Source organism: Pseudomonas sp. 50_B (assembly GCF_017491625.1).
In the GTDB taxonomy this organism is placed as follows: domain Bacteria; phylum Pseudomonadota; class Gammaproteobacteria; order Pseudomonadales; family Pseudomonadaceae; genus Aquipseudomonas; species Aquipseudomonas danubii.
Map to the genome: position 1 here is coordinate 214,493 of NZ_JAFGYX010000002.1, position 24,438 is coordinate 238,930.

A 24,438-nucleotide genomic window follows, 5' to 3' on the forward strand; every position below is an offset into this window, starting at 1 on the left:
GAACATTAAGCAAGGGATAAAACCAAGAACTTTCCTGGAGCACTTTATTATTTAAGCTTGGCCTCAACACGCATATTGGCTCCAAAATCGTTGATCCATTCGTACATCACACCCACCCCGACATCCGAGGCTTTGGGTGTTTGTTCAAAAACAAAATCAGCAGATGATTTTGGAGCGACCATATGACTTTTTACTGTTAGAGCCCGACCATTGTTGAGCTTTAACTCAACCGACTTGAAAGACACATGAAAGGCTCCATCATTGTGCACCTGCAAGACAGTGTCCTTGCCAGATCTGAATAAGTTCCAGCGCAGTTTCTCCGCGCTTTCAGTGGAACTTCCCGGAAGATCCGCAGGGCGGAAAAACAACTTCAGACGCGTACGAAACGCCAATTGCATGTGATTGCCGACCTGCGCACTCGCCAATGGGGGTACATCCAGCACATTGAGCCAGAACACCGACTCACGATCCTTGGGCAAATGAGTTGACGGTACAAAGGCAATCCGCAGCGACTGCCCCTTGTCGGGATCGATCCGCACCATGGGCGGCGTCACCATGAAAGGTGTATCCACCTCATCCGGCTTGGCATCGACGCGGCCATCGTCGATCCAGGTCTGTACCAGCGCTGCTTGTTGCCCCTGATTGCTCAGTCTGAGAGAAACCTCGCGCTCCTTGGCTGGATAGACAATTCGCGTGGCATCAACCACCACGCTGGCTTGGACGGAGAGAGAGCACAGCAAAATAGCGATACAAGTGATCAGACGCGAAAAGAAACAACAAAACATGGGCTCTATCGCTCACAGGATTAAGCCTTGAAGCTCAGGCTTCAAGGCTTTGATTTCACTCGTAGACAAGGTCAAAGGTTAGTTCGGCTTTAACATCACCTGCTGTGACCGGGACATCACCTGCCAAGTACCGAGCAGCTAGTACGAATTGCGCGGCATTTGCACTTACAGACAGAGGCGCAAAATAGGGCTTACTAATAGAATCGAGCATTAGATCAATAGGTTTACTTTCATGATCAAGCAGTTGAATCATAGCCGTGGAGCCATCGGGCACACTGTTTTTAAGGGCGCCTGTTTTATGGTCAACTTTAGAAAAATCAGGACTAAACATCCCTTTCAACTTAGTGCCATCACACCCCGACACGCTGATAAAAAAGACCTTTTCACCTGCGTAACCACCTGGTTCTTTAAGAGCCTCGGTACTAACGGGGTTCATTCCAATTTCATTAAGTCCGTCCACTTGACATGTTGTGGGCACGACCTTCCCCTCAAACTTCAACAGCACATCATATGCAAAAGCACTGTTTGCCGCGAAGAGTAGAGCCGATACAACACCAGCCGCCAAACGAAACTTTTTCATTTAACTCTCCCTTTAACCATCATCATGGCGTACTACCCAGCACCCCATTTAATAATCAATGCTACGTTCCAGGTCTGGAGTTTTGCGTGTATCAGTCCAGACCGAAGCGGATGCGATCATTACAGTCTGTTGTATTGGCTAACATCAGATGAATCCTAAAATCCAAGAAATTTCCCATTTAAACGCGAGAAATCGACTAATCACCGAGAAACTTTTCCCAAGAAGAACGGGAAATACCTCAAGACAAATCAATGGCCTCATCTGTCGACAGGCAAAAAAAAACACCCCATCAGGGGTGTTTTCTTTATCAGCAAGGTCTTGCCAACGCTCTACAAGCGCCGACAAGTCCAAGGGTCAATCCGGCTTGCCGTTGACCACGCCGGCGGTGTTGTCGATCAGGCTCTTGGTCGCCGTCTGCAGGAAGGATTCCAGCTTCTGCTTGAGCTGCGCCTCATCGGCGGCTCCGGAAATCAGCTCGCCGCCAGGGGTTGCACCCAGCTCGTACTTGTACAGCCTGGGCGGCATTTCCTTGGGCAGGACCAGCACCCGATCCGCCGTCAGCAGCGCCACGGTCTGATCGCTGCCCGACGGTTTGACCACGCCAAAGCCCTTGTCGCCTTCGGGCAGGTTGAGCAGGTCACGCCCCCAGCACTGGTGCAACACATCACCACCGAGGCGGCCCATGATGGTCGGCACGATATCGATCTGCGTGCCCACGGTGTGGTCGCGCTGGCCGAACTTCTCCTGGATACCGGGTGCAATCATCAGCATCGGCACGTTGAAACGACCCAGGTCCATTTCGGTGATCTGTTGCTCATTGCCGAAACCGTGATCACCGACCACGACGAACAGCGTCTCCTTGAAGTACGGCTCCTTGCTCGCCTTCTCGAAGAACTGGCCCAACGCCCAGTCGGAATAGCGCATGGCGGTCAAGTGCTCATTGAGGCTACCGCGGTCGGTGACCTTCTCCACGGGCAATGGCGTCGGCAATGCGTACGGGGTGTGGTTGGACAGGGTCTGCAGCAGGGCGTAGAACGGCCCCTTGCCTTCACGGGCCTTCAACTCTTCCAGGCCACGGTTGAACATGTCTTGGTCGGACACACCCCAGGTCGGGTCGGAGAACACCGGATTGACGAAGTCATTGCGACCAATGAAGTTGGTCATGCCCTGGTTGCTGAAGAACCCCGACTGGTTGTCCCAGGCAAAATCACCGTTGTAGACATACACATCGTCATACTGGCGGGCGCTCAGCAGCTGCGGCAGGCCAGACAGTTTGTGGCTGCCTTCCGGGGTCTGCATCAGGTATTCAAAGCCTGGCAGGTTGGGGAAGCAGGCCATGGTGGCGAACATGCCCTGGTGGGTATGGGTGCCATTGGAGAAGAAGCGGTCGAACAGCAGGCCTTGTGTCGACAGTTTGTCGAAGTAGGGAGTGATCTCCCCAGGACGTCCCAGCGCGCCCACCGAATGCCCGGCGAAGCTTTCCATCAGGATCACCACGACGTTCTTGATCGGCAGGGTCTTGTCCGCATCCGGCGTGTAATTACGGCGCACGGCGGCGATGTCCGCATCCACCAGTTTGTCGTTCGGCACCAGCAGCATGTCGCGTACGGTCTGTTGAGCCAACGGCTGAGGCAAGCTCGCCTTCCAGATATTGGTGCGGTCTTCGGAGAAGCGATCCTTGGCTGCCGCCATCAACTGCAGGGTGCCGTTGAGGCCCAGCTGGTTGGCGAAGTTCGATTCGGTGGTGTAGACATCCCCCCAACGCATCGGCGGACCCTGGCGCAGGGTGCCACGAGCCGCCACCACACAGATCAGCAGGCAGACCACGAATACCGCAATACGTGCATACCAGGGCGCAACCTGGCGTGCGCCGACATTGCCACCGCTGAACGGACCGCGAGGCCGAGTGGCACGGTCGGCCCACTTGAACGCCAGGCTGAGGATCCAGGCTCCCACGACCCAGGCCAGCAGGTAGCGAACCACAGGGAAACCGTACCAGAGCATGCTCATCACGGTTTTCGGGTCCTCCTTCACATACTGGAAGACCAGACCGTTGAGACGCTGGTGGAACTCACGGTAGAAATCCATCTCCATCAGGCCAAGGAACAAGGCAATGCTGGAGGTCACCGTCAGCCACAAGCGCAGCAGCCCGCGAGCCGCCATGGCCCGGGCACTGAGCATGGCCAGCACCAGCGGTACGCTGAGGTAGACCACCAGCCGCAGGTCAAAACGCAGCCCATTGGCAAACGCTTCGAGGAAGGTCGAAGCCGGGGTGTCGAGAATCATCTCGCGGTTGTAGATCAACAGCGCGACGCGCAACAAAGAAAACATCACCATCATGACCAGCGCGCACAGCAGCGTGTAGGCCAGATGGGATTTGACGGTCGGTTGCAGCAGGCGATTCGAGGATCGCTGCTGACTCAGGGCATCCGAGTTTGCCATGTGGTTTTAGGACCCATTGGAAGTTTAAGTTGCAGAGAAAAAGTGGCGTTCTGCCCTCTTTTTGTCGCCAGGGCGACGGGGATTACGCGGTGCGCAGATGTTGCACGATCACTGAAGGCATTGCCATTGATTAGTGGGCGCTCCCCACAAGCCCAGCTCCTACGGCTCTGGAACAACAGATTGCCGGGATTCGCACCAGGGGAAAAATGCCGGCGAATTGTCTTTGAGGCCTTGTGAAAATTTCGTTCAACGCATGTTTAGTCACACAAAAAAGGGCCTGGCGGCCCTTTTTTTCCATCGCCGGCCATGATGCCGGGGCTGTTCGTCACGTGTCCTGGTTCAGAGCCTGACATTACCTCGGGGACCGGCAATGGCCCAGATGATCAACCCAAGTACGGGAAGGAAGATGATCAACAACACCCAGACAATCTTCATCCCGGTTTCAGCGCTGCTTTTCAGCACGTTGATGATGGCCCAGATATCCAGGGCCAGAATGATCAGGCCAACCAGGCCATTGAAGGTGGAACCCATGGTGTCGCTCCCAAATGAAGGTGTGCCTCTTTAGGATAGTCGCGCTGAATCAGGGTTCCGTTTTATTCCACCGCTATGGCGGATTCAGACGTGCACGGCAATCTTCAACGCTTCCAGGGCCGGCGCTGCGGCGATACCGACTTCGGCACACAACTCCAGCACTCGCGGCAGGTCATTGCCGTAGACCAGCACCATCTGCAGTTCGTCATCCAGCAACTGGCTGAAATTCATCAGCACATAGCCGCCGTTTTCCGGGTTCATGCTGCCCATCTGGATTTGGATGCGGTTCAAGGCCGTCAAGGCTTCGATCTTCGCCAACTGCTTGGGCTTGATGTTGAAAGGCACGTCCTTGCCGAAAGACGCGACGATCTGTGCGAACAGATCAACATAAGTGTCGGCCTGAAACAGCACAGTCTCCGGCAGGCTACCGACCACCACCCACTCGCCCAGGGGAATGGGGAAGCTGTCGTCGTAGTTGATGTCCGGATTGGCCGCCAGGAACGCCTGGGGATCGGCGTAGGCCTGGGCCGCTTCGTCGGCGATCTGCTGGATCTCGGCATCGCCCATGCACCCGGAGCTGATTTTGCTGATGAGTTCGATAAGGGCGGTTTTCATGGGGACATCCTGAAGACAAGGAAATTCGAGGGCGCGAAGGATAGCCTAAAGTGCGCCCCCAGACCTACGCCTGTGACGCGGGCCTGGCGCCCTCGCCCCTCGAACCTTGACGGCTCAGGCCAGGAGTTTTTCCAGCTGTGCGGCAGTGTCCTGCGCACCCATGGTCTTGGCGGCTTCCAGGGCACTGACACCATTGCTGTCGCAAGCCTTGGGATCGGCGCCCTGGCTGATCAGGTAAGTGACGATTTCCGTGCGGTTGAACATCGCTGCCATCATCAGCGCGGTACGCCCGTCAAAGGACGAACCTTCCACTTGAGCTCCGCCTTCCACCAGGGCCTTGACCACCGCCAGGTCGCCCTTGAAGGCGGCGCCGGCGATCGGGCTCTGGCCATTGTCGTTGCGAATCTCGGGATCGGCCTGGTGCTTGAGCAGCACCTGCACGGCGTCCACATGCCCGTGATAGGCGGCCAGCATCAGCAAGGTGTCACCCTTGTGGTTGCGCAGGTTGACCGGCAGGCCACTGGCCGCCAGCTTGTCGAGCATCTGTGCGTCGCCCTGACGGGCCACGTTGAATACCTGTTCGACAAACTGGGCGGCCTCTTCTTCAGTCATCTGGCGGCTTTTGTCGGTCATCGGAAACTCCAGGTTCGGCAAATCGGAAAGGCGCTAGTTTCCCCAAGCCGGCCGCAGCCTGTCATCCCTTTTTTCCCAAGAGCCGCCATAGGCAGAATCAATAACGCAGACGCCCGCCCTGGATATCGGCAAAAATCTGCGGGGTCAGTTGCACATAGGTATCCGACCCGGGAAGCCAGGCATAGACCGGATCGTCGCCGACCCGTTCGAGGTCGAACGCCTGCTCCTTGAGTCGGCTCTTCTGATATTTGAAGGTGCCAGTGGTGTCCATTTTCACCTTGATCCGCAGGAACAGCGGCACCGCGTAAGCCGGAAGCTGCTGCCTGGCATATTGCAGCAACTCACTGAAATCCAGGGTTGCCAGCGACTCCGCCGGGGTAATGGCCACCATTCCGGCACGGCCGTTGGTGTTGTGGATTTCGACGCCATAGGCCACCACCTCGGCCACTTGCGGGTGCCCCAGGAGAATGTTTTCCACCTCGGTAGTGGAGACGTTCTCGCCCTTCCAACGATAGGTGTCCCCCAGCCGATCGACGAACTGCACATGGCCAAAACCGATGTCGCGCAGCAAGTCACCGGTGTTGAAGTAGCAATCGCCCTTCTCGAACACATCCTTGAGGATCACCTTGAGGTTCTTTTCCGGATCGGTGTAGCCATCCAGCGGCGCCTTGTCGTCGATCTTCGCCAACAGCAGGCCCTGACCGCCCTTGGCGACCTTCTGCATGAAGCCCTGGCTGTTGCGCAATGGCGCCCCGGTGTCGTGGGCGTACTCCACCAATGCCCAGGGGATCAGGGAAAAACCCACGGTGTTGTCGAAGTTGAGGATATTGCTGAAGCCGATATTGCCGTCGCTGGCCGCGTACAGCTCACAGACATGACCGACGCCGAAACGCTGCTTGAACTCGCTCCAGACTCCCGGACGCAGGCCATTGCCGATCATCTTCAACACGCCATGCTCGGTATCCCGGGCAGTGCTGGGCTGATCGATCAGGTAGCGACACAACTCACCGACATAGCCCACAGTCGTCGCCTTGAACCGACGCGCATCGTCCCAGAACTGACTGGCGCTGAACTTGCGGCGAATGGCGAACCCCGAGGCGCCGGTGATGGCCGAGCCCCAGCAGACACACAGTCCGGTGGCGTGGTACAGCGGCAAGGTGCAATACACCACGTCGCCGGGCTGCATATCCAGGGCGATGGTGCCGAAACCGGCAGAGGTGCGCATCCAGCGCCCATGCTTGAAAATCCCCGCCTTGGGCAGGCCCGTGGTGCCGGACGTATAGATGTAGAAACAAGGGTCGTTGAAGAAGATGCGCTGGGTCTGCAGCAGATTGTCCGCTGGATAACCGGCGCTCTCGGCCATCAGGTTGACCAGGTCCTGCGGAGTCGGTCCAGGGTCGACGAAGGTGTCCTGATCGGCCACGAACCAGGTGCGAGCCGGATCGATATCCACTTGATCGCGTACTGCGGAAAAAGCCGCCAGCAACTCACCACCGACCATGATGCCCACCGGCTTGACCAGTTCCAGGCTGTGCGCCAGCACGCTTTGGGTCTGCGCGGTGTTGAGCATCGCGCAGATCCCGCCAAGCTTGGCCACCGCCAGCACCGTGACCAGCAGCTCAGGGCGATTCTCGATGAAAATCGCCAGCACATCGCCCTTGCCGATGCCCTGCTCCCGCAGGTAAGCAGCGATGCGGTTGGCCCATTGATTGACCTGGGAGTAACTGAGTACCCGATCGCCATACAACAGGGCCGGCCCCTGGGGATTGCGCAGGGTGGCCTGCTCGAAACTCCAGCCCAGTCCACAGGGTTGGTCAGGGTTGTCGATGTTCCCTGCCCTCATGCCTCGCACCACCCGAGGTAGCGCCTTGGCAATGGACGGCACCTTTCGCAGCATCATGCCCCAGGTGATCATGTCGCTCTTGTACTTGTTCATGGTGGCTCCGGTTCGACAGCAAAGGTCTGTGCCCGGGCCAGGCCGGGCGTTGGCAACAGCCAGCGCAAGGCTCAACCGGGGTTGGCGACCCAGGGTTCGGCAACCGGCAAGCGAAGACTGCGGGGATCACCCGCAAAGGGATAAAGGCAGGGCAAGTGCAGCGCTGCTGACAGCACCGGCACTAATGCAGTGGGACCGTTCATGGAGGGCGTCCTGTTTCTTATTATTCGTCGGGCAGGATCGCTGGATCGCGCCGCAACACATTCCATGTCGCAGAAACACCTTTCAAACCTGTTCGGCGGGGTCGCCGAGGCAGCATTGAAACGGCGTGACAGGCTGGAAAATACGTCAGCCGTCGCGGGCCTGTACACGGAGTTTTTGCAAACTTTTGTATCTCCCCGCCGGTTATCTCCAGGGCCCTCCAGCCCCGTCCATAAACGATTGAATTTTCTCTCGGGGCCAGCGGTCATAACGCTGTAGCCACGCCCACGGTCAATCGCCGCCAACCTGCAAAATGCAGGATGCACGATGGCCATTCATGCAATTTGCACGAGATCGGAATTCCATAGAAATTATAAGCTATTGATTTATAAGGATTTTATAAAAAAACAATACTGGCACAATCGCTGCACCTATCACTCCACGCTTGCCCTTCAAGAGCTAACGGAGCTGATAGACATGAGCCTGATCCAAGAAAAGTTTTCTTCCCTGTTCTCCAACTTCGAAGTGACCACTCAACCCCGTCCTGACGGTGGCATCCTGCTCACCCTGCGTAACAGCGAAGGCAAACAGTTCAAGCGTTCGATTTCCTACGCGCAGCTGCATGCCGCCGACCAGCTGTCCTGGGTCATCAGTGCAATTCGTCGTGACTTGGCCGAACAGGCCAGTGAGCTGCCGCAGATTTCCATGCTGCAAAGCCAGAACCGCTTTGCCTTGCCGACTTACCACTCCGCGTAAGCCAGCTTCGGTTTCCTGCTCGGGCCGGCCCACCTTGCGTGGGACCGGCCCGTTGACGTAGCGCTTCCCGCTCAATCGTCCAGGCGTGGGAACTGGCTGGCGATAGCGTCGCCGGTCAGGCTGGCCGACCAGCCTTGGGGATTACTGAACAGGCGGATGGCGACCAGGTGCGGCTCCTCCCCCATATCGAACCAATGGGCAGTGCCCGCCGGCAGCGAAATCAGGTCGTTTCTTTCGCAAAGAACGGCATAGACGTAGTCGTCGATGTGCAGATTTAGCAGTCCACGTCCGGCGACGAATAACCGCACTTCATCCTCGTCATGGCGATGCTCGTCGAGAAAGCTGGCACGCAACTCGGCTCTTTGTGGATGGTCACGGTTGAGGCTGATCACATCCACGCTGACATCACCCTGCTCGGTCATCAGCCGATCGATCTGCTCCTGATAGGCCGCAACCACCTCTTCCTGGCTGGCCCCCGGCTCGATCCGCGTCGAGGCTGGCCAACGATCAAAGCCAATCCCCTGTTCGGCCAAGGTCGCAGCGATATCGTCAAAGTGGGTCAGAACCTTGTTCGGCAGGTCCGGGCTGGATACGTGGTAGACGGACAGGCTGCTCATGACGGCAACTCCTCTTGCATGCGGGTGGCAATGATAACGGCTGCGGCCAGGGCGGCGACGCTAGCAATACTAAAGGTCAATGTGGCGCCCAGGGCGTTCCAGCTGTAGCCGGAATACAGGGCGCCCAAGGCACCTCCGGTTCCCGCCAGGGCGGCGTACAGCGCCTGGCCCTGGCCCTGCTGGCGAGCACCGAAACTGCGTTGGACAAAATGAATGGCTGCGGCGTGAAAGCTGCCGAAGGTTGCCGCATGCAGCACCTGCGCCAACAACAGTGCCCCGAGATGCTCCGCCAGGCTGCCCAGCAGCAGCCAGCGCAAAGCCGCCAAGAGAAAACTCGCCAGCAACACCCGGCGCACGGAAAATCGCGCCAGAATCCGGCTCATGGCCAGGAACATCAGCACCTCGGCCACCACACCCAGAGCCCAGAGCATGCCGATCAGGCCACGGGTATAGCCCAGGTGCTCCAGGTGCAGGGTCAGGAAGGTGTAGTAAGGACCGTGGCTCATCTGCATCAGGGCCACACACAGGTAGAAGGCCAGCACCCCGGGGCCGCGCAGCTGCTTGATAAAGCCCTCCCCGGCCAACCGCGGCCCCTGCACCACAGGCTGGGCGTTGGGCACCCACAGGCTGCTGAGCACAATGCCGCCCATGATCGCCACCAGTGCCGCCGGGTAGATATCCAGGCTCAACCACTCGAACAGGCGCCCCAAAGCCACCACGGTAAGAATAAAACCGATGGAACCCCAAAGACGGATCTGACTGTAGCGTGAGGTCTGCCCCTGCAAGTGCGCCAGGGTGATCACCTCAAACTGCGGCAGGACTGCGTGCCAGAAAAATGCATGCAGGGCCATGACCATCGCCAGCCAGGCGTAGCTCTTGCTGACGAAGATCAGCGAGAAACAGATCAGGGTGCAGATGGCGCCACAACGCACGATCGCCAGGCGCCGGCCAGTGTAGTCCCCCAGCCAGCCCCAAAGGTTGGGCGCCACGCAGCGCATGAGCATGGGAATGGCCACCAGCTCACCGATCCGCGCGCTGGAAAACCCCAGGTGATCGAAATACAGCGCCAGAAACGGCGCCGTCGACCCCAGCAGAGCGAAATAGAACAGGTAGAAACTGGAAAGCCGCCAGTACGGCAGCGCCGCCACGGTCATCAGACCGTAGCGACTGGCAGAACCGCCATTACAGCTGGCCCAGTACCGGCGTGCTGACGCGCACGTCGGCATTCTGGCCGCGGTGACGCAGCAGGTGATCCAGCAGCACGATGGCCATCATGGCTTCGGCAATGGGAGTGGCACGAATGCCCACGCAAGGGTCGTGACGGCCCTTGGTGATCACGTCCAGCGGATTGCCATCAACGTCGATGGAGCGACCTGGCGTGGTGATGCTGGACGTCGGCTTGAGCGCCAGGTGGGCAACGATCGGCTGCCCCGAGGAGATCCCGCCAAGAATGCCGCCGGCGTTATTGCTGAGGAAACCTTGCGGGGTCAGCTCGTCACGGTGTTCGGTGCCGCGCTGGGCGACGCAGGCGAAACCGGCGCCGATTTCCACGCCCTTGACCGCATTGATGCTCATCAACGCATGAGCCAGTTCGGCATCCAGCCGGTCGAAGATCGGCTCGCCCAGGCCCGGCATCACGCCTTCGGCGACCACGGTGATCTTCGCTCCCACGGAGTCCTGATCCCGGCGCAATTGGTCCATGTAGGCTTCAAGCTCCGGAACCTTATCCGGATCGGGGCTGAAGAATGCGTTGTCCTCCACCGAATCCCAGGTCTTGAAAGGAATCTCGATCGGGCCCAACTGACTCATGTAACCGCGCACCACGATGCCCTGGCTTGCCAGGTATTTCTTGGCGATGGCCCCGGCCGCCACGCGCATGGCGGTTTCCCGCGCCGAGCTGCGACCGCCGCCACGGTAATCACGAATGCCGTACTTGTGGTGGTAGGTGTAATCGGCGTGAGCCGGACGGAACAGATCCTTGATCGCCGAGTAGTCCTTGGACTTCTGGTCGGTATTGCGGATCAACAGGCCAATGGAACAGCCCGTGGTCTTGCCCTCGAACACCCCGGAAAGGATCTCGACTTCATCGGGTTCCTGGCGCTGGGTGGTGTGACGGCTGGTGCCGGGCTTGCGCCGGTCCAGGTCACGCTGCAGGTCTTCCAGGGACAGCTCGAGGCCCGGCGGGCAGCCGTCGACAATGGCGACCAACGCCGGACCATGGCTTTCGCCCGCGGTGGTGACAGTGAACAGCTTGCCGTAGGTATTGCCGGACATGCGGGGAGCTCCGTGAAATCAGCCGAAATAACTCAATCAGGATTACTGAAGGGCGCAAGTATACGCAGGCTACCCAACTAGTTCATCCTCGAACCTTCTGCCCCTGCCCGAGTCCAACCGGCACCTTATACATGATGGCGTGATGATGCTGCGAGTCCTTCTCTTGAGCCTTTCCCTGTTCACCGGCCTGGTCAACGCGGCCGTCCTGCAACGCCCCGTAAGCCTGGACACCGGCCACGGCGAGCTGTATGGCTCGATGCTGCTGCCCAAATCCGCGCAGCCGGTGCCGGTGGTGCTAATCATCTCAGGCTCCGGCCCCACCGACCGCGACGGCAACAACCCCGACGGCGGGCGCAACGATAGCCTCAAGCGCCTGGCCTGGGTGCTGGCCAAGCACAACATCGCCAGCGTGCGCTACGACAAGCGCGGTGTGGCGGCCAGCCTCGCGGCGACCCCGGATGAACGCAACCTGACCCTCGACGCCTATGTGGCCGACGCCGTGGCCTGGGGCAAGCAGCTCAAGGCCGACCCGCGTCTGGGCCAACTGATCGTGCTGGGCCATAGCGAAGGCGCGCTGATCGCCAGCCTCGCCGCCGCCCAACTGGACGCCGCCGGCGTGATTTCCATCTCCGGCACCGCCCGCCCCGTGGATCAGGTGCTGCGCCAGCAACTGAGTTATCGCCTGCCGCCGGCGCTGATGGTGCGCAGCAACGAACTGCTGGACAGCCTCAAGGCCGGTCAGGTCGACAACGATGTGCCACCAGCCCTGCAAGTGATCTTCCGCCCCAGCGTACAACCCTATCTGATCACCCTGTTCCGCGAGGACCCGGCCGCCGCTTTCGCCCGCCTGAAAATGCCGGCGCTGATCATTCAGGGCAGCAATGATATCCAGGTCAGCGTTGACGACGCCCGGGTGCTCAAGGCGGCAAAACCGGATGCTCAACTGACCTTGATCGACGGCATGAACCATGTTCTGCGTATCGTACCCAACGATCTCAAGCGCCAATTGGCGTCCTACAAGGACCCGCAATTGCCCCTGGCGGCGGAACTGGGCCGATCCATCATCAGTTTTATTGACGGACTTCACACCCGTTAGGCTGTTTTTACCCTCCAGTCCTGAAAAAAACGGCCGATAAGCCTTTGCCGGCCGTTCGATTGCTGTCGGCGCGCAGCGATTGGACAGGACTTGCCGTTATGACTGATACCTCGAATTCACCCGCCACCGAGCAGGAAGCCGCCGTACCGGAAGCGGCGCCGTTGCCGTGGGCGGACGTCCAGGCTGAACATCACAAGATGCTGCGCCTGGCGCCCCTGCAGACCGATCGCGCCACCGGCGGGCGCCCTTTGCGTTTTGTCGAGTTCGGTTATGCCGAACGCAACAACAAAGAGCACAGCCTGCTGCGCATGACCATCAGCCTGCCCGGCCAGCGGGTGCGCAAGGAACAGAATCACCTGGATGTCTGGGTCGAGCACGACACCCACCGGGTGCACTTCGAGCCCGAAGGCGGGCTGCAGATCGAACCACTGAACCGTGGCATCGGACGCTTCCTGCTGGCCCAGGCCGCGCAATGGGCGCAGAAGAAGTGGCCGCACTACCGGGTCGACGGCTTCGAGCTCGCTAACAAGGACGCCCTCAATGAGGACACTCGCCTGCGCCGCGATCATGTGCTGCGTACCCTGGGCTTCGACGTGGTGTATGCCGATGCCCAGCATCTCAAGGGCAGCGTCAAGGATGTTCAAGTGGGCGAGCTGCTGAGCCAGTGGAACACCGAGAAACTGCAGTTCGTGGAGATACTGGAAGCCGCACAGATGCTCCAGCAGGCCGAGCAGAACCTGGAGGAGCTGGAAGTCAAACTGCGCAAGCAGGAAGAGAAAGTCACCAAGTACAAACGTGAAGACACCGGTCTGCGCTTCACCATCACCTGCCTGGTAGCCTTTGCGGTCTTCCAGGCGGGTCTGCTGATCTGGATTGCGACTCACCGCTGAGTCGCAACCTCTTCAGGGATCAAGGCCCGCCTTGCGCGGGCCGGCACATGGCTCAGGCGCGGGCGGCGAACAGCGCCTGATGCTCGCGGCACTGCTCCGCAGTGAGCATGAACACACCGTGACCGCCGCGCTCGAAGTCCAGCCAGGCGAAGTCGACTTCGGGGTACAGCGCTTCGACGTGCACCTGGCTATTGCCCACTTCGACAATCAGCAAGCCTTTCTCGGTCAGGTGATCAGCGGCCTGGGCCAGCATGCGCCGCACCAGATTCAGACCATCATCGCCACAGGCCAGGCCCAGCTCGGGCTCATGCTGGTACTCGTCCGGCATGTCGGCAAAATCTTCGGCATCGACATAAGGCGGGTTGGAAACGATCAGGTCGAAACGCTGCCCCGGCAAGCCATCGAAACCATCGCCCTGCACGGTGAACACTCGCTCATCGACACCGTGGCGCTCAATGTTCTGGTTGGCCACTTCCAAGGCTTCGAAGGACAGGTCGGCCAGCACCACTTCGGCCTCGCGGAACTCATAGGCACAGGCAATGCCGATGCAACCGGAGCCGGTGCACAGATCGAGAATCCGCGCAGGCTCAGTGCCCAGCCAGGGTTCGAAGCGTTTCTCGATCAACTCGCCGATGGGCGAGCGGGGAATCAGCACACGCTCGTCAACGATGAACGACATGCCGCAGAACCAGGCCTCGCCCAACAGATAGGCTGTGGGCACGCGTTCTTCGATTCGGCGCTTGAGCAAGTGCTGAAGGTGGACCAACTCGTCGTCTTCCAACGCGCAGTCCAGGTAGCTGTCGGCGATTTCCCAGGGCAGATGCAAGGCTCCGAGCACCAATTGGCGGGCCTCGTCCCAGGCGTTGTCGGTACCATGGCCGAAGAACAGATCCTCCCCATGAAAGCGGCTGACAGCCCAGCGGATATGGTCACGCAAGGTGCGAAGGCGGGAAGTGATCACGGGACAGAACTCCTGAAAAAACGACCGGCAATTCTAACAGCCAAAGCGCCTGCCGACGACGAATGAAAAACCACCGCCGTACAATCGCCTGACCGACCGCTTTTTGCCCGGCAAGCCAAATACCTTGCCCCTCTTGACAAGGCTGCAGGCCAACAACGGCGCACCTTACGTTAGTAGCGATTCACAGAAGCGCTCCGCCAGAGGACAATGTCGCAAAAGCCCCACTCACAGGAGCCCCAGAATGTCCGTTCCAAAGACGATGTTTCAACTCAGCGGTCGTGGTTATGCAGCGGCCAATTTGAGCCACGCGACCCTTGTGATCATCGACGCCCAGAAAGAGTACCTCAGCGGCCCCCTGGCCCTGTCCGGCATGGACAAGGCAGTGGCCAACATCGGCCAACTGCTGGCCGCAGCCCGGGCTGCCGGCCGGCCCATCGTGCATGTGCGCCATCTTGGCACCGTCGGCGGCCTGTTCGACCCTCAGGGCGAGCGCGGCGAATTCATCCCCGGCCTTGAGCCCCAAGGCGACGAGACCATCATCGGCAAGCTGCTGCCCAGTGCCTTCCACGGCACCGAACTGGAAAAGCGCCTGCAGGATCTGGGCTCCCTGGACCTGATCGTCGCCGGTTTCATGAGCCACTCCAGCGTCAGCACCACCGTGCGAGCAGCGAAGAACCTGGGATTCCGTTGCACCCTGGTAGAGGACGCCTGCGCCACCCGTGACCTGCCCTACAAGGGCGGCATTCTCAGCGCCGAGCATGTTCAGCAGACTGAAATGGCGATCATGGCCGACAACTTTGCCACTCTCGCCCAGACCGCAAGCCTGATCTGACCAGCCTTGGTGAGCGGCTGGCGGGCCGCTCATCCATAAACGCCTCGCATTTGCAGCAATTGCCTTAGCCTCAGGAACCACCCGGTCAACTCCCGGTCGAAGGGCCGATACCCATTGAGGAAGGTCGGAATGAAGATATCCGATGGTTTTGACGCACGCCGATTGCGGCCCAAAAGCCCGCGAAACTGGCGCCTGCGCCTGGGGGCTGGATTCTCTGCATTGCTGGCGACCTTCGGCGTGCTGCTGGCCCTGGCTGGGACCGCAAGCCTGCTGGGACGCGCTCCGGCGCTAGGAGAACTCAACGCCAGCCCACTGGGCTCGGCGCTGATCCTGCTGATCGGCCTGCTACTGCTGTACATCGGTGTGCGCCTGTGGCGGCGTTGCCGGCGCCGAATGCGCCAGCCCCTGGCACTGAACATGGCGCCACACCTGATGAAAAAACACGACTGACGACCCTGGGCGCGATTTGCGCGCCTTAAGGTGTTCCGAGTTGGGTAAACTAGCCGCCCTTCGCGGAGGCTGACATGCAAGACGACGATTTTTCCCTGTTCAAAAACGAGATCCGCGGCGTCAAGCCGATCAAGCACGATCGGGCCGACACAGGCAAACCCAAGGCCGACCGCGCACAGATCGCCAAGCTGCGCCAGGCTGCCACAGTGCGTAGCGAGACCACGACGGTGGACGGGCTGTCCGATCAGTTCGTCATCGATGTGGGACCTGAAGATGAGCTGATGTGGGCCCGCGACGGGGTTCAGGAAAGCCAGATGCGCAAGCTGAAAATCGGCCAGATTCCCTTTGAAGGCAGCCTCGACCTGCATGGCATGACCGTGGAAAAGGCCCGCGAAACCCTCTGGGCGTTTCTCGCCGAAGCCACCCGATTCGAGATCCGCTGTGTACGCGTCACCCACGGCAAGGCCGTGCGCCTGGACGGCAAGCGCCCCATGATCAAAAGCCACGTCAACACCTGGCTGCGCCAGCATCCACAAGTGCTGGGCTTCACCTCCTGCCAGGCTAAACATGGCGGCACCGGCGCGCTGTACGTAATGCTCAAACGCACCATGATGGAAGGCCGCGACGAATAAAGCCGCTGCACTAAGCTTGCAGCGCCGTGTCTGCCACCGTACCCTTGCCCTTTGCGTAAAATCCCACAGGTAGTTTCATGTCCCTGGAACAGAATTACACCGCGATCCTCGGCCAACTGGGCGAGGACGTCTCCCGCGAGGGCCTGCTCGATACGCCCAAGCGCGCCGCCAAAGCCATGCAGTACCTTTGCCGCGGTTATGCCCAAACCCTGGAAGAAGTCACCAACGGTGCCTTGTTCAGCTCTGACAACAGCGAAATGGTGCTGGTCAAGGACATCGAGCTCTACTCGCTGTGCGAACACCATCTGCTGCCATTCATCGGCAAGGCTCACGTTGCCTACATTCCCAGCGGCAAGGTCCTGGGGCTGTCGAAAGTCGCGCGCATCGTCGACATGTATGCCCGTCGCCTGCAGATCCAGGAAAACCTCAGCCGGCAAATCGCCGACGCCGTTCAGCAAGTGACCGGCGCTCTGGGGGTTGCAGTGGTGATCGAGGCCAAGCACATGTGCATGATGATGCGCGGTGTGGAAAAGCAGAATTCGTCGATGATCACTTCAGTGATGCTGGGCGAGTTCCGCGAAAATGCCGCGACTCGCAGCGAGTTCCTCAGCCTGATCAAGTAACAGGCCCTGAGTGAAAAAACCGGCGTTGATCGCCGGTTTTTTTCGTCCGGCAAAAATCAGGTAAGCTGCCGCCCCTTCATTCATGGGCAAGAGGCAATACCGTGATCGTCAAAGCGCTGCGAGTCGGCCTGGGCCAACTCATCATTTTCATCGACTTCATCACCCGCCCGCGCAAGCAGAAGCGCGCTGCCGCCGCTCAAGCGCAGGTCGAGCAGGCCGCCAAGGGCCTGACCCTGTATCAGTTCCACGCCTGCCCGTTCTGCGTGAAGACCCGCCGTACCCTGCACCGCCTGAACGTACCGGTGGCCCTGCGCGACGCCAAGAACAACGAGCAGGATCGCCAGACCCTGCTGGAGCAGGGCGGCAAGATCAAGGTGCCATGCCTGCGTATCGAAGAGAACGGCCAGACCACCTGGATGTATGAATCCAAGGTGATCATCGATTACCTGAACCAGCGCTTCTCGGCGGCCTGAAGCCTCTCCCCGGGACGATGCTGTCCCGGGTCAGTTGCCCCCTCGGAAAATCCGCTCAATCGAACATCCCGACATGCCGCGGATGGCTCTGTACGCGCTGGACCCAGGCCTGGATACCCGGATAGCGGGTCAGATCGAAACCGCCTTCATGGGCCACATGGGTGTAGGCATACAGCGCGATATCGGCAATGGAATAGTGCTCGCCCACCAGATACGGCGTGCGGCTCAATTGTTTTTCCATCACATCCAGCGCCTTGTAGCCACGCTTGTGCAGCTTCAGGTATTCGTCCCGGCGCTCTTCGGGCAAGCCCTCGTACTGTTCAATGAAGCGCGCCACCGCGATGTAAGGCTCGTGACTGTACTGTTCGAAGAACTGCCATTGCAGGACCTGGGTGCGCAGGCGCGGTTCGCTGGGCAGGAATTCGCTGCCGTCGGCCAGAAAGTTGAGAATCGCGTTGGACTCCCACAGGCAGGTGCCGTCTTCCAGTTCCAGTACCGGTATCTTGCCGTTGGGATTCTTTGCCAGGAAGGCTTCGGTCTGGGTATCGCCTCCGAGAATGTCCACCGCCTGCCACTCATAAGGCAGCCCCAGAAGACTGAGCATCAGCTTGATCTTGTAGCAGTTGCCCGAACGGTAATCGCCATAAACCTTGTACATGGCCCTCCCCTTAGGCTGCCTGTGCAGCCTGTGCTTGACGTATCACGGTGGCCAGCCGCTTGAGGCCTTCGTCCAGCCGTGCCGGATCGATATGGCTGAAATTCAACCGCAGATGCCCATGATTGCGCTCCGGTTCAGAGAAGAACGGTTCGCCGGGCATAAAAGTCACGTCTTGTTCCAACGCGGACTTGAGCAAAGTGCGGGTATCCAGGGGTTGTTTCAAGCTCAACCAGAAAAACAGACCTCCCTGGGGCACCTGCCAGTCCGCCAGATCGGCGAAATGAGTCTGCAGCGCGATCTGAAAGGCATCACGGCGCAGACGGTAGAAACTGCGCAGTTCACCCAGGTGCTGCTGGAACTGATCGCTGCCGATCCATTGCATGGCCTGCCACTGGCCGACGCGGTTGGTGTGCAAGTCCGCGGACTGTTTCAGGCGCAGCAGATGAGGGAACAGGTCCGGACTGGCGATCAAGTAGCCAACCCGCAATCCCGGGAGCAGGGTTTTCGACACGGTGCCGGTGTAGATCCAACTGGCCTTTTTCAGGCGGCTGACAATGGGGGTCGCGCTGCCACCGTCGAAGGTCAGCTCGCGATAGGGCTCGTCCTCGATCAGGGTCACGCCGAACTCGTCCAGAAGGGCCGCCACCGCCTCGCGCTTGGCTTCGCTGTAGCGCACCGCCGAAGGATTCTGGAAGGTCGGAATCAGGTAGACGAAGGCTGGACGATGCTGTTCCAGGCGAGCGCGCATCTGCGCCAGATCCGGACCGTCCGCCTCCAATGGCACAGTCAGGCAGTCGGCACCGAACAACTGGAAGATCTGCAGGGCAGCCAGATAGGTCGGAGCCTCCAACAGGATCTGGGTGCCCTTGTCGATGTACAGCTTGGCCGCCAGGTCAAGGGTCTGCTGGGAGCCGCTGACCACCAGGACCTGGCTCGCCTCGCAAGGCACGCCGAGCTTGCGCGCCTCGGCAGCCAGGGCTTCACGCAACGACGGCTCGCCTTCACTCATGCCGTATTGCCCCATGGACAAGGGCATGTCTTGCCACTGCACCTTGGGCAGCATCACCTCGGCCGGCAGCCCGCCTGCGAACGACATCACTTCCGGGCGCTGGGCCGCGGCAAGGATTTCACGGATCAAGGAGCTTTTGAGGCGCGATACACGTTCGGAGAAGGCCATGGAGGTCACCGCTAGCAAAGGTCGGAGGAAATACGTCAAACTGCTTGACCGAAATTACGCCGACTCTCGCAGATACGTCAATATGCTTGACCTTAAAAACCAGACCTCGCAACAAGCCGCCATGGAAGCCTTCTTCTTTGGCTATCAGGCCTTTACCGCCAAGGCCGACGAAATGCTCGAACGCCGAGGCTTGAGTCGCGTGCACCAGCGCATCGTGTTTTTCATTGCCCGTTACCCCGGCCTGAGTGTGAAAGAACTGCTCACGCTGCTGGGGGTGAGCAAGCAGGCACTGAATACGCCTTTGCGCCAACTCATGGAAATGCACCTGGTAGACAGCATCGCCCCAGCCAGCGACAAACGAAAACGCCTGTTGCAACTGACCGACGATGGCGCGCGCTTTGAACACTCCCTGCGTCGCGAACAGGTAAAACTGCTGCAACGGGCCTTCGCCGAAGCCGGAGAAAGTGCGGTCAATGGCTGGCTGGCCGTAAACCAGGCCCTGGCGGGAAAACCTGCAGACGACTGATAGCCCCTTCCTCTCGGCGCGCCCTCCCAGACCGCCGAACAGACTCTGACCAACCCTCCGCACTGCCCGGCATAAAGGGCGATGGTGATATAGCCAAGTCCTCAGATTTTTCGCACACAAAACCAAAAACATTATTTGCTTTCTTTGTATACAAAAGCATAATTCGCCACGTGTGAGTTCTTGACCCAAAGGTCAACAAACCCCACAAGCCCTGCCTGCCTCAAAGAGCCGCTGCCCACCCTCCCGTGCCCGGTTCTGGAAAAAACAATAAAACTCTTGAGGAGTACTCGCTGTGGAAAGCCGCAAATCCGAAGCCTCTCCGCTGGACCTCTCGCCCTCGCTGAACAGCGGCTGGCTGGAGCGCATCTTCAAACTCAGGTTGCATGGCACCACGGTGAAGACCGAGCTGATTGCCGGTGTGACAACCTTCATCACCATGGCTTACATCATCTTCGTCAATCCCAACATCATGGCCGACGCCGGCATCGACCACGGCGCCGCCTTCGTTGCCACCTGCATCGCTGCTGCCCTGGGCTGCCTGCTAATGGGCCTGTACGCCAACTGGCCAGTGGGCCTGGCCCCGGGCATGGGTCTCAACGCCTTCTTCACCTACACCGTGGTCGGCACCATGGGCTACAACTGGGAAACCGCCCTCGGCGCGGTATTCATCTCCGGTGTGCTGTTCATGATCCTGACCTTGTCGCGGATTCGTGAATGGCTGCTCAACAGCATTCCGGTGAGCTTGCGCTTCGCCATGGGAGCGGGTGTCGGGCTGTTTCTCGGACTGATCGGGTTGAAAACGGCGGGCATCATCGTCGACAGCCCGGCCACCCTGCTCAAGCTCGGCTCCCTGCGTGAACCGGGTCCGCTGCTGGCGGCCATCTGCTTTCTGATGATCGCAGTACTCAGCTACCACCGAGTGTTCGGCGCAATCCTCATCAGCATCATCGCCGTGACCCTGGCCGGCTGGGGCCTGGGGCTGGTGCACTACAACGGCATCCTGTCCACCCCGCCGAGCCTGGCGCCCACCTGGATGGCCATGGATGTTGCCGGGGTGTTCAACATCAGCATGATCAGCGTGGTACTGGCCTTCCTCTTCGTGCACATGTTCGACACCGCCGGCACCCTGATGGGCGTGGCCCAGCGTGCCGGCCTGGTGAAGGCCGACGGCAAGATCGAGAATCTCTCGCGCGCCCTCAAGGCCGACAGTGCTTCAAGCGTCTTCGGCGCAGTAGTCGGGGTGCCGCCGGTGACCAGCTACGTGGAAAGTGCCGCCGGTGTGGCCGCGGGCGGGCGGACTGGCCTTACCGCCGTCACCGTAGGTGTGCTATTTGTTGCCGCCATGTTTTTTGCGCCGCTGGCAGGCATGATCCCTGCTTACGCCACAGCAGGTGCCTTGATCTATGTTGCGATGCTGATGATGGGCGGCATGGCCCATATCAACTGGGACGAAGCCACCGACAGCATTCCGGCGATTGTCACGGCAATCATGATGCCCCTGACCTTTTCCGTCGCCGATGGCATTGCCCTGGGTTTCATCACCTACGTGGTACTGAAGGCAGGAACGGGCAAGCACAAGGAAATTTCCATCAGCCTGTATGTGCTGTGCGCGATCTTCATCGCCAAGTTCATTTTCTTGTAAGCCACACCTGCTCTCACCCGCCCCATCCCTTCGGATGGGGTTTTTGTGTATTGGGAGAATGCAATGAGTCTGGAAACCTGGCTGCTGTTCAGTGGCGCTACCTTGGTAGTGATCCTGATTCCGGGTCCCTTGTCGTTGCTGATGATCAGCAACAGCCTGAACTATGGCCTGCGCCGCTCATACCCGGCTTTTCTCGGCGGGGTCCTGGCCTCGATCTGCCTGTTGAGCGCATCCGCGCTGGGCCTGGGCGCACTGCTACTGGCTTCGAAGCAACTGTTCAGCGCCCTGAAGATCGTCGGCGCCCTCTATCTGTTCTACCTCGCCTGGCAGAGCTGGCAGCAATCGCGGCAGCTTTCCCACGGCGCGGTGGTACCGGAAGTCGCACTGAAACCGCGCTTTCGTGCACTGTTCGGACGCGCTTTTGTCCTGGGGGCCAGCAACCCGAAGGACATTCTGTTCTTCGCCGCGTTCCTGCCGCAGTTTCTCAATGCCCAGCAGCCTTTCCTGCCCCAACTGCTGACCATGATCGCTACCTGGACCCTGCTGGACCTGAGCTGCAAGTTGGCCTACGGCTTCAGTGCCCATGGCGCCGCGCGTTACTTGCGCAGCGGCAAGGGCCAAAGCTGGTTCAATCGCATCAGTGCCGGGCTGTTCACAGGGGCTGGAGCCGCATCCCTGTTGAGCCGTTAAGCGCTTCGCCGACAAGCCGGCTCCTGCAGCACTCAGCCAGGAACCGACTTGCCAGCGACGACTTTATAACCGGCGAAAAAAAGCCCGCAGTGTGAGCGGGCAAGGACCAAAGAAGCTATTTGCGCAGGATTCTTGGGGGGAAAGTCCTAGCTTCCTCTGTAGGTCGAATAGCTGTACGGCGAGATCAGCAGCGGCACGTGGTAATGCTCCTGCTCGGCACTGATACCGAACCGCAGCACGACTACATCAAGGAACGCCGGCTGTGGCAGTTGTACACCCCGGGCGCGGTAGTAATCGCCAGCGTGGAAATGCAGTTGGTAAACCCCGGAACGGTAGTCATCGCCCTGCAGCAGCGGCGCATCGCAACGGCCATCGCTGTTGGTCAGGGTGCTGGCGACCAATTCCATCTGCGCCCCGTCAACCCGATACAGCTCAACCTTGATAGCGCTGCCAGGGCAGCCATGTGCGGCGTCCAAAACGTGTGTAGTCAAACGTCCCATTGATTCTGCGTGCCTGTCACAACTGGTGCGCCCAGGCCTCGCGCCTCCCGGAGTCAGTGATTGAAAGGGGGCCACAGCATTTCGGCGGGTGAAAAGCTGCGGCGAGGTCACGATTAAGACACTTTTCAAAAAAATTGTACACAATAATAATCACAAATATTCACTCCGGCAGCGCTGTACCCACAAGCCTGTGGATTGACCTCAACACCACAGCAGCAGACGACTTGCGATCCATTAGCTGACCATATAGGCAAGTTTCTTGCAGGTGCAGGCCATAGCGACAAAAGCAGAAAAATGCAAAAAATCAGGCTTACAAAGTGAATATAAACTTGTATACAATCAGCCCATCGCAGTGACGCTCACCTGGCTTTCCGGCTTCAGGTTCCGCCACGCCACCGTTATCACGAACAAGAAGGAAGACTGCAGTGAGCGCTGACTACCCTCGCGACCTGATCGGTTATGGCTCTACCCCCCCTCATCCTCACTGGCCAGGCAATGCTCGTGTCGCCCTGTCCTTCGTGCTCAATTACGAAGAAGGCGGCGAACGCAACATCCTTCATGGCGATAAGGAATCGGAAGCTTTCCTCTCGGAAATGGTTTCGGCGCAGCCGCTGCAGGGCGAGCGCAACATGAGCATGGAGTCGCTGTACGAATATGGCAGCCGCGCCGGCGTCTGGCGGATCCTCAAGCTGTTCAAGGAATTCGACATTCCGCTGACCATCTTTGCCGTAGCCATGGCTGCTCAGCGCCATCCGGACGTGATCCGCGCCATGGTCGAGGCCGGCCATGAGATCTGCAGCCACGGCTACCGCTGGATCGACTACCAGTACATGGACGAAGCGCAGGAACGCGAGCACATGCTCGAGGCGATCCGCATCCTTACCGAGATCACCGGTGAACGCCCACTGGGCTGGTATACCGGCCGTACCGGCCCGAACACCCGACGCCTGGTAATGGAGGAAGGCGGCTTCCTCTATGACTGCGATACCTACGACGACGACCTGCCCTACTGGGAACCCAACAACCCCACCGGCAAGGCGCATCTGGTCATCCCCTACACCCTGGATACCAACGACATGCGTTTCACTCAGGTCCAGGGCTTCAACAAGGGCGACGACTTCTTCCATTACCTCAAAGATGCCTTCGATGTGCTCTACGCCGAAGGTGCCGAAGCCCCGAAGATGCTGTCCATCGGCCTGCACTGTCGACTGATCGGTCGCCCGGCCCGCCTGGCATCCCTCAGGCGCTTCATCGAATACGTCAAAGGCCATGAACAGGTGTGGTTCACCCGTCGTGTCGATATCGCCCGCCACTGGCAACAGACCCATCCTTACCAGGGAGCGGCGAAATGACTGCTTTCCAGAGCCTCAAGCCATCGACCCTGAGCCGTGAAGCCTTCGTCGAGGCTTTCGCCGATATCTATGAACATTCGCCATGGGTGGCTGAAAGAGCCTACGACCTGGGTGTTGACGCCTCCGTCGACCAGATTGAAGGCCTGCATCAGCGCATGAGCGATATCCTGCTGAGCGCCGATCACGCCAGCCAGTTGGCACTGATCAACGCTCACCCGGATCTGGCCGGCAAAGCCGCCGTCCAGGGCCAGTTGACCGAAGCCAGCACCAACGAACAGGCTGGCGCCGGTATTCACCAATGCACAGCCGAAGAGTTCCAACGGTTCACCGAGCTGAACGATGCCTACAAGGCCAAGTTCAAGTTTCCCTTCATCATGGCGGTGAAAGGCAGCAACCGGCACCAGATTCTCGCCGCGTTCGAAACCCGCATCCACAACTCAGTGGACACTGAGTTCAAGTGCGCACTGGCGGAGATCAACAAGATTGCATTGTTCAGATTGCTGACCCTGTAGCGACCCGCTCCTGAGGATAGCCCCGAGAACCTGGATGCCCCCGCGCCACTCCCG

Annotated in this window: 27 protein-coding genes; 13 read left to right on the plus strand and 14 right to left on the minus strand. The window is 59.4% G+C overall.

Annotated elements, in window-relative coordinates:
- Positions 1-47: 47 nt before the first annotated feature.
- From J5M73_RS04035 to J5M73_RS04065, 7 genes are all read right to left on the minus strand, one after another.
- Positions 48-785 carry a fimbria/pilus periplasmic chaperone gene (locus J5M73_RS04035; protein WP_102860824.1) on the minus strand — a complete coding sequence of 246 codons (738 nt, stop codon included), beginning with the start codon at positions 783-785 and terminating at the stop codon, positions 48-50.
- Positions 786-840: 55 nt separating this feature from the next.
- Positions 841-1,365 carry a fimbrial protein gene (locus J5M73_RS04040; protein WP_102860823.1) on the minus strand — a complete coding sequence of 175 codons (525 nt, stop codon included), beginning with the start codon at positions 1,363-1,365 and terminating at the stop codon, positions 841-843.
- 354 nt (positions 1,366-1,719) lie between these two features.
- Entirely contained in the window at positions 1,720-3,807 is a 2,088-nt protein-coding gene (locus J5M73_RS04045; protein ID WP_102860822.1) for an LTA synthase family protein, read from the minus strand.
- A gap of 339 nt (positions 3,808-4,146) precedes the next feature.
- On the minus strand, positions 4,147-4,338 hold the full coding sequence (locus tag J5M73_RS04050; protein WP_102860821.1) for a PLD nuclease N-terminal domain-containing protein: 192 nt from the start codon (positions 4,336-4,338) through the stop codon (positions 4,147-4,149).
- An 84-nt stretch (positions 4,339-4,422) separates the two neighbouring features.
- Complete coding sequence (locus J5M73_RS04055) at positions 4,423-4,953, minus strand: hypothetical protein (protein WP_102860820.1); 531 nt, start codon at positions 4,951-4,953, stop codon at positions 4,423-4,425.
- 114 nt (positions 4,954-5,067) lie between these two features.
- On the minus strand, positions 5,068-5,586 hold the full coding sequence (locus J5M73_RS04060; RefSeq protein WP_102860819.1) for an ankyrin repeat domain-containing protein: 519 nt from the start codon (positions 5,584-5,586) through the stop codon (positions 5,068-5,070).
- Between the two features lie 97 nt (positions 5,587-5,683).
- The gene (locus J5M73_RS04065) at positions 5,684-7,522 is read right to left on the minus strand and encodes a long-chain-acyl-CoA synthetase (protein WP_102860818.1); all 1,839 of its coding nucleotides are present in this window, start codon (positions 7,520-7,522) and stop codon (positions 5,684-5,686) included.
- 678 nt (positions 7,523-8,200) lie between these two features.
- Between J5M73_RS04065 and J5M73_RS04070 the strand changes: the two genes are divergently transcribed.
- Positions 8,201-8,479 carry a DUF3509 domain-containing protein gene (locus J5M73_RS04070; RefSeq protein WP_019093389.1) on the plus strand — a complete coding sequence of 93 codons (279 nt, stop codon included), beginning with the start codon at positions 8,201-8,203 and terminating at the stop codon, positions 8,477-8,479.
- Positions 8,480-8,550: 71 nt separating this feature from the next.
- On the opposite strand, the gene J5M73_RS04075 is transcribed toward J5M73_RS04070, so the two are convergent.
- From J5M73_RS04075 to aroC, 3 genes are read right to left on the minus strand one after another with little or no spacing between them, the layout of a single operon-like run.
- Complete coding sequence (locus J5M73_RS04075; protein WP_102860817.1) at positions 8,551-9,096, minus strand: acireductone dioxygenase; 546 nt, start codon at positions 9,094-9,096, stop codon at positions 8,551-8,553.
- Complete coding sequence (locus J5M73_RS04080) at positions 9,093-10,250, minus strand: MFS transporter (RefSeq protein ID WP_180988518.1); 1,158 nt, start codon at positions 10,248-10,250, stop codon at positions 9,093-9,095. The genes J5M73_RS04075 and J5M73_RS04080 overlap by 4 nt, the downstream gene beginning before the upstream one ends.
- 28 nt (positions 10,251-10,278) lie before the next feature.
- Positions 10,279-11,370: a chorismate synthase gene (gene aroC / locus J5M73_RS04085; RefSeq protein ID WP_102860816.1), complete on the minus strand. Its 1,092-nt coding sequence runs from the start codon at positions 11,368-11,370 to the stop codon at positions 10,279-10,281.
- A 142-nt stretch (positions 11,371-11,512) separates the two neighbouring features.
- Between aroC and J5M73_RS04090 the strand changes: the two genes are divergently transcribed.
- A complete protein-coding gene (locus J5M73_RS04090) occupies positions 11,513-12,466 on the plus strand; it encodes an alpha/beta fold hydrolase (RefSeq protein WP_102860815.1) in 954 nt (317 codons plus the stop codon).
- Between the two features lie 98 nt (positions 12,467-12,564).
- A complete protein-coding gene (locus tag J5M73_RS04095; protein ID WP_102860814.1) occupies positions 12,565-13,356 on the plus strand; it encodes a hypothetical protein in 792 nt (263 codons plus the stop codon).
- Between the two features lie 52 nt (positions 13,357-13,408).
- Here the strand turns inward: J5M73_RS04095 and prmB are convergent, their stop codons facing one another.
- Positions 13,409-14,317: a 50S ribosomal protein L3 N(5)-glutamine methyltransferase gene (gene prmB, locus J5M73_RS04100; RefSeq protein WP_102860813.1), complete on the minus strand. Its 909-nt coding sequence runs from the start codon at positions 14,315-14,317 to the stop codon at positions 13,409-13,411.
- 241 nt (positions 14,318-14,558) lie between these two features.
- On the opposite strand from prmB, the gene J5M73_RS04105 reads away from it, so the two are divergent.
- From J5M73_RS04105 to J5M73_RS04125, 5 genes are all read left to right on the plus strand, one after another.
- Positions 14,559-15,149 (plus strand): cysteine hydrolase family protein, encoded by a 591-nt coding sequence (locus tag J5M73_RS04105; RefSeq protein WP_016962781.1) that lies wholly within the window; start codon positions 14,559-14,561, stop codon positions 15,147-15,149.
- Between the two features lie 129 nt (positions 15,150-15,278).
- Complete coding sequence (locus tag J5M73_RS04110) at positions 15,279-15,599, plus strand: hypothetical protein (RefSeq protein WP_102860812.1); 321 nt, start codon at positions 15,279-15,281, stop codon at positions 15,597-15,599.
- A 74-nt stretch (positions 15,600-15,673) separates the two neighbouring features.
- On the plus strand, positions 15,674-16,231 hold the full coding sequence (locus J5M73_RS04115; protein WP_060840489.1) for a Smr/MutS family protein: 558 nt from the start codon (positions 15,674-15,676) through the stop codon (positions 16,229-16,231).
- A 77-nt stretch (positions 16,232-16,308) separates the two neighbouring features.
- Positions 16,309-16,854 (plus strand): GTP cyclohydrolase I FolE, encoded by a 546-nt coding sequence (gene folE, locus J5M73_RS04120; RefSeq protein ID WP_011062625.1) that lies wholly within the window; start codon positions 16,309-16,311, stop codon positions 16,852-16,854.
- Positions 16,855-16,955: 101 nt separating this feature from the next.
- Positions 16,956-17,327 carry a glutathione S-transferase N-terminal domain-containing protein gene (locus J5M73_RS04125; RefSeq protein ID WP_102860811.1) on the plus strand — a complete coding sequence of 124 codons (372 nt, stop codon included), beginning with the start codon at positions 16,956-16,958 and terminating at the stop codon, positions 17,325-17,327.
- 55 nt (positions 17,328-17,382) lie between these two features.
- Here the strand turns inward: J5M73_RS04125 and J5M73_RS04130 are convergent, their stop codons facing one another.
- The gene (locus tag J5M73_RS04130) at positions 17,383-17,985 is read right to left on the minus strand and encodes a glutathione S-transferase family protein (protein WP_102860810.1); all 603 of its coding nucleotides are present in this window, start codon (positions 17,983-17,985) and stop codon (positions 17,383-17,385) included.
- A gap of 10 nt (positions 17,986-17,995) precedes the next feature.
- A complete protein-coding gene (locus tag J5M73_RS04135) occupies positions 17,996-19,162 on the minus strand; it encodes a PLP-dependent aminotransferase family protein (protein WP_102860809.1) in 1,167 nt (388 codons plus the stop codon).
- A gap of 82 nt (positions 19,163-19,244) precedes the next feature.
- On the opposite strand from J5M73_RS04135, the gene J5M73_RS04140 reads away from it, so the two are divergent.
- The 3 genes from J5M73_RS04140 to J5M73_RS04150 all read left to right on the plus strand — a co-directional run bounded on the left by J5M73_RS04140 (position 19,245) and on the right by J5M73_RS04150 (position 22,020).
- A complete protein-coding gene (locus tag J5M73_RS04140) occupies positions 19,245-19,688 on the plus strand; it encodes a MarR family transcriptional regulator (protein WP_102860808.1) in 444 nt (147 codons plus the stop codon).
- Positions 19,689-19,980: 292 nt separating this feature from the next.
- Positions 19,981-21,330, plus strand: coding sequence for an NCS2 family permease (locus tag J5M73_RS04145; RefSeq protein WP_102860807.1), 1,350 nt, complete (start codon positions 19,981-19,983; stop codon positions 21,328-21,330).
- 63 nt (positions 21,331-21,393) lie between these two features.
- Entirely contained in the window at positions 21,394-22,020 is a 627-nt protein-coding gene (locus J5M73_RS04150) for a LysE family translocator (RefSeq protein WP_102860806.1), read from the plus strand.
- Positions 22,021-22,166: 146 nt separating this feature from the next.
- Here J5M73_RS04150 and uraH read toward each other — a convergent pair whose 3' ends face one another.
- Positions 22,167-22,520, minus strand: a complete 354-nt coding sequence (gene uraH / locus J5M73_RS04155) for a hydroxyisourate hydrolase (RefSeq protein WP_102860805.1) — start codon at positions 22,518-22,520, stop codon at positions 22,167-22,169.
- 425 nt (positions 22,521-22,945) lie between these two features.
- On the opposite strand from uraH, the gene puuE reads away from it, so the two are divergent.
- Positions 22,946-23,872: an allantoinase PuuE gene (gene puuE / locus J5M73_RS04160; RefSeq protein WP_102860804.1), complete on the plus strand. Its 927-nt coding sequence runs from the start codon at positions 22,946-22,948 to the stop codon at positions 23,870-23,872.
- The gene (gene uraD / locus J5M73_RS04165) at positions 23,869-24,384 is read left to right on the plus strand and encodes a 2-oxo-4-hydroxy-4-carboxy-5-ureidoimidazoline decarboxylase (protein WP_102860803.1); all 516 of its coding nucleotides are present in this window, start codon (positions 23,869-23,871) and stop codon (positions 24,382-24,384) included. The genes puuE and uraD overlap by 4 nt, the downstream gene beginning before the upstream one ends.
- Positions 24,385-24,438: the final 54 nt, after the last annotated feature.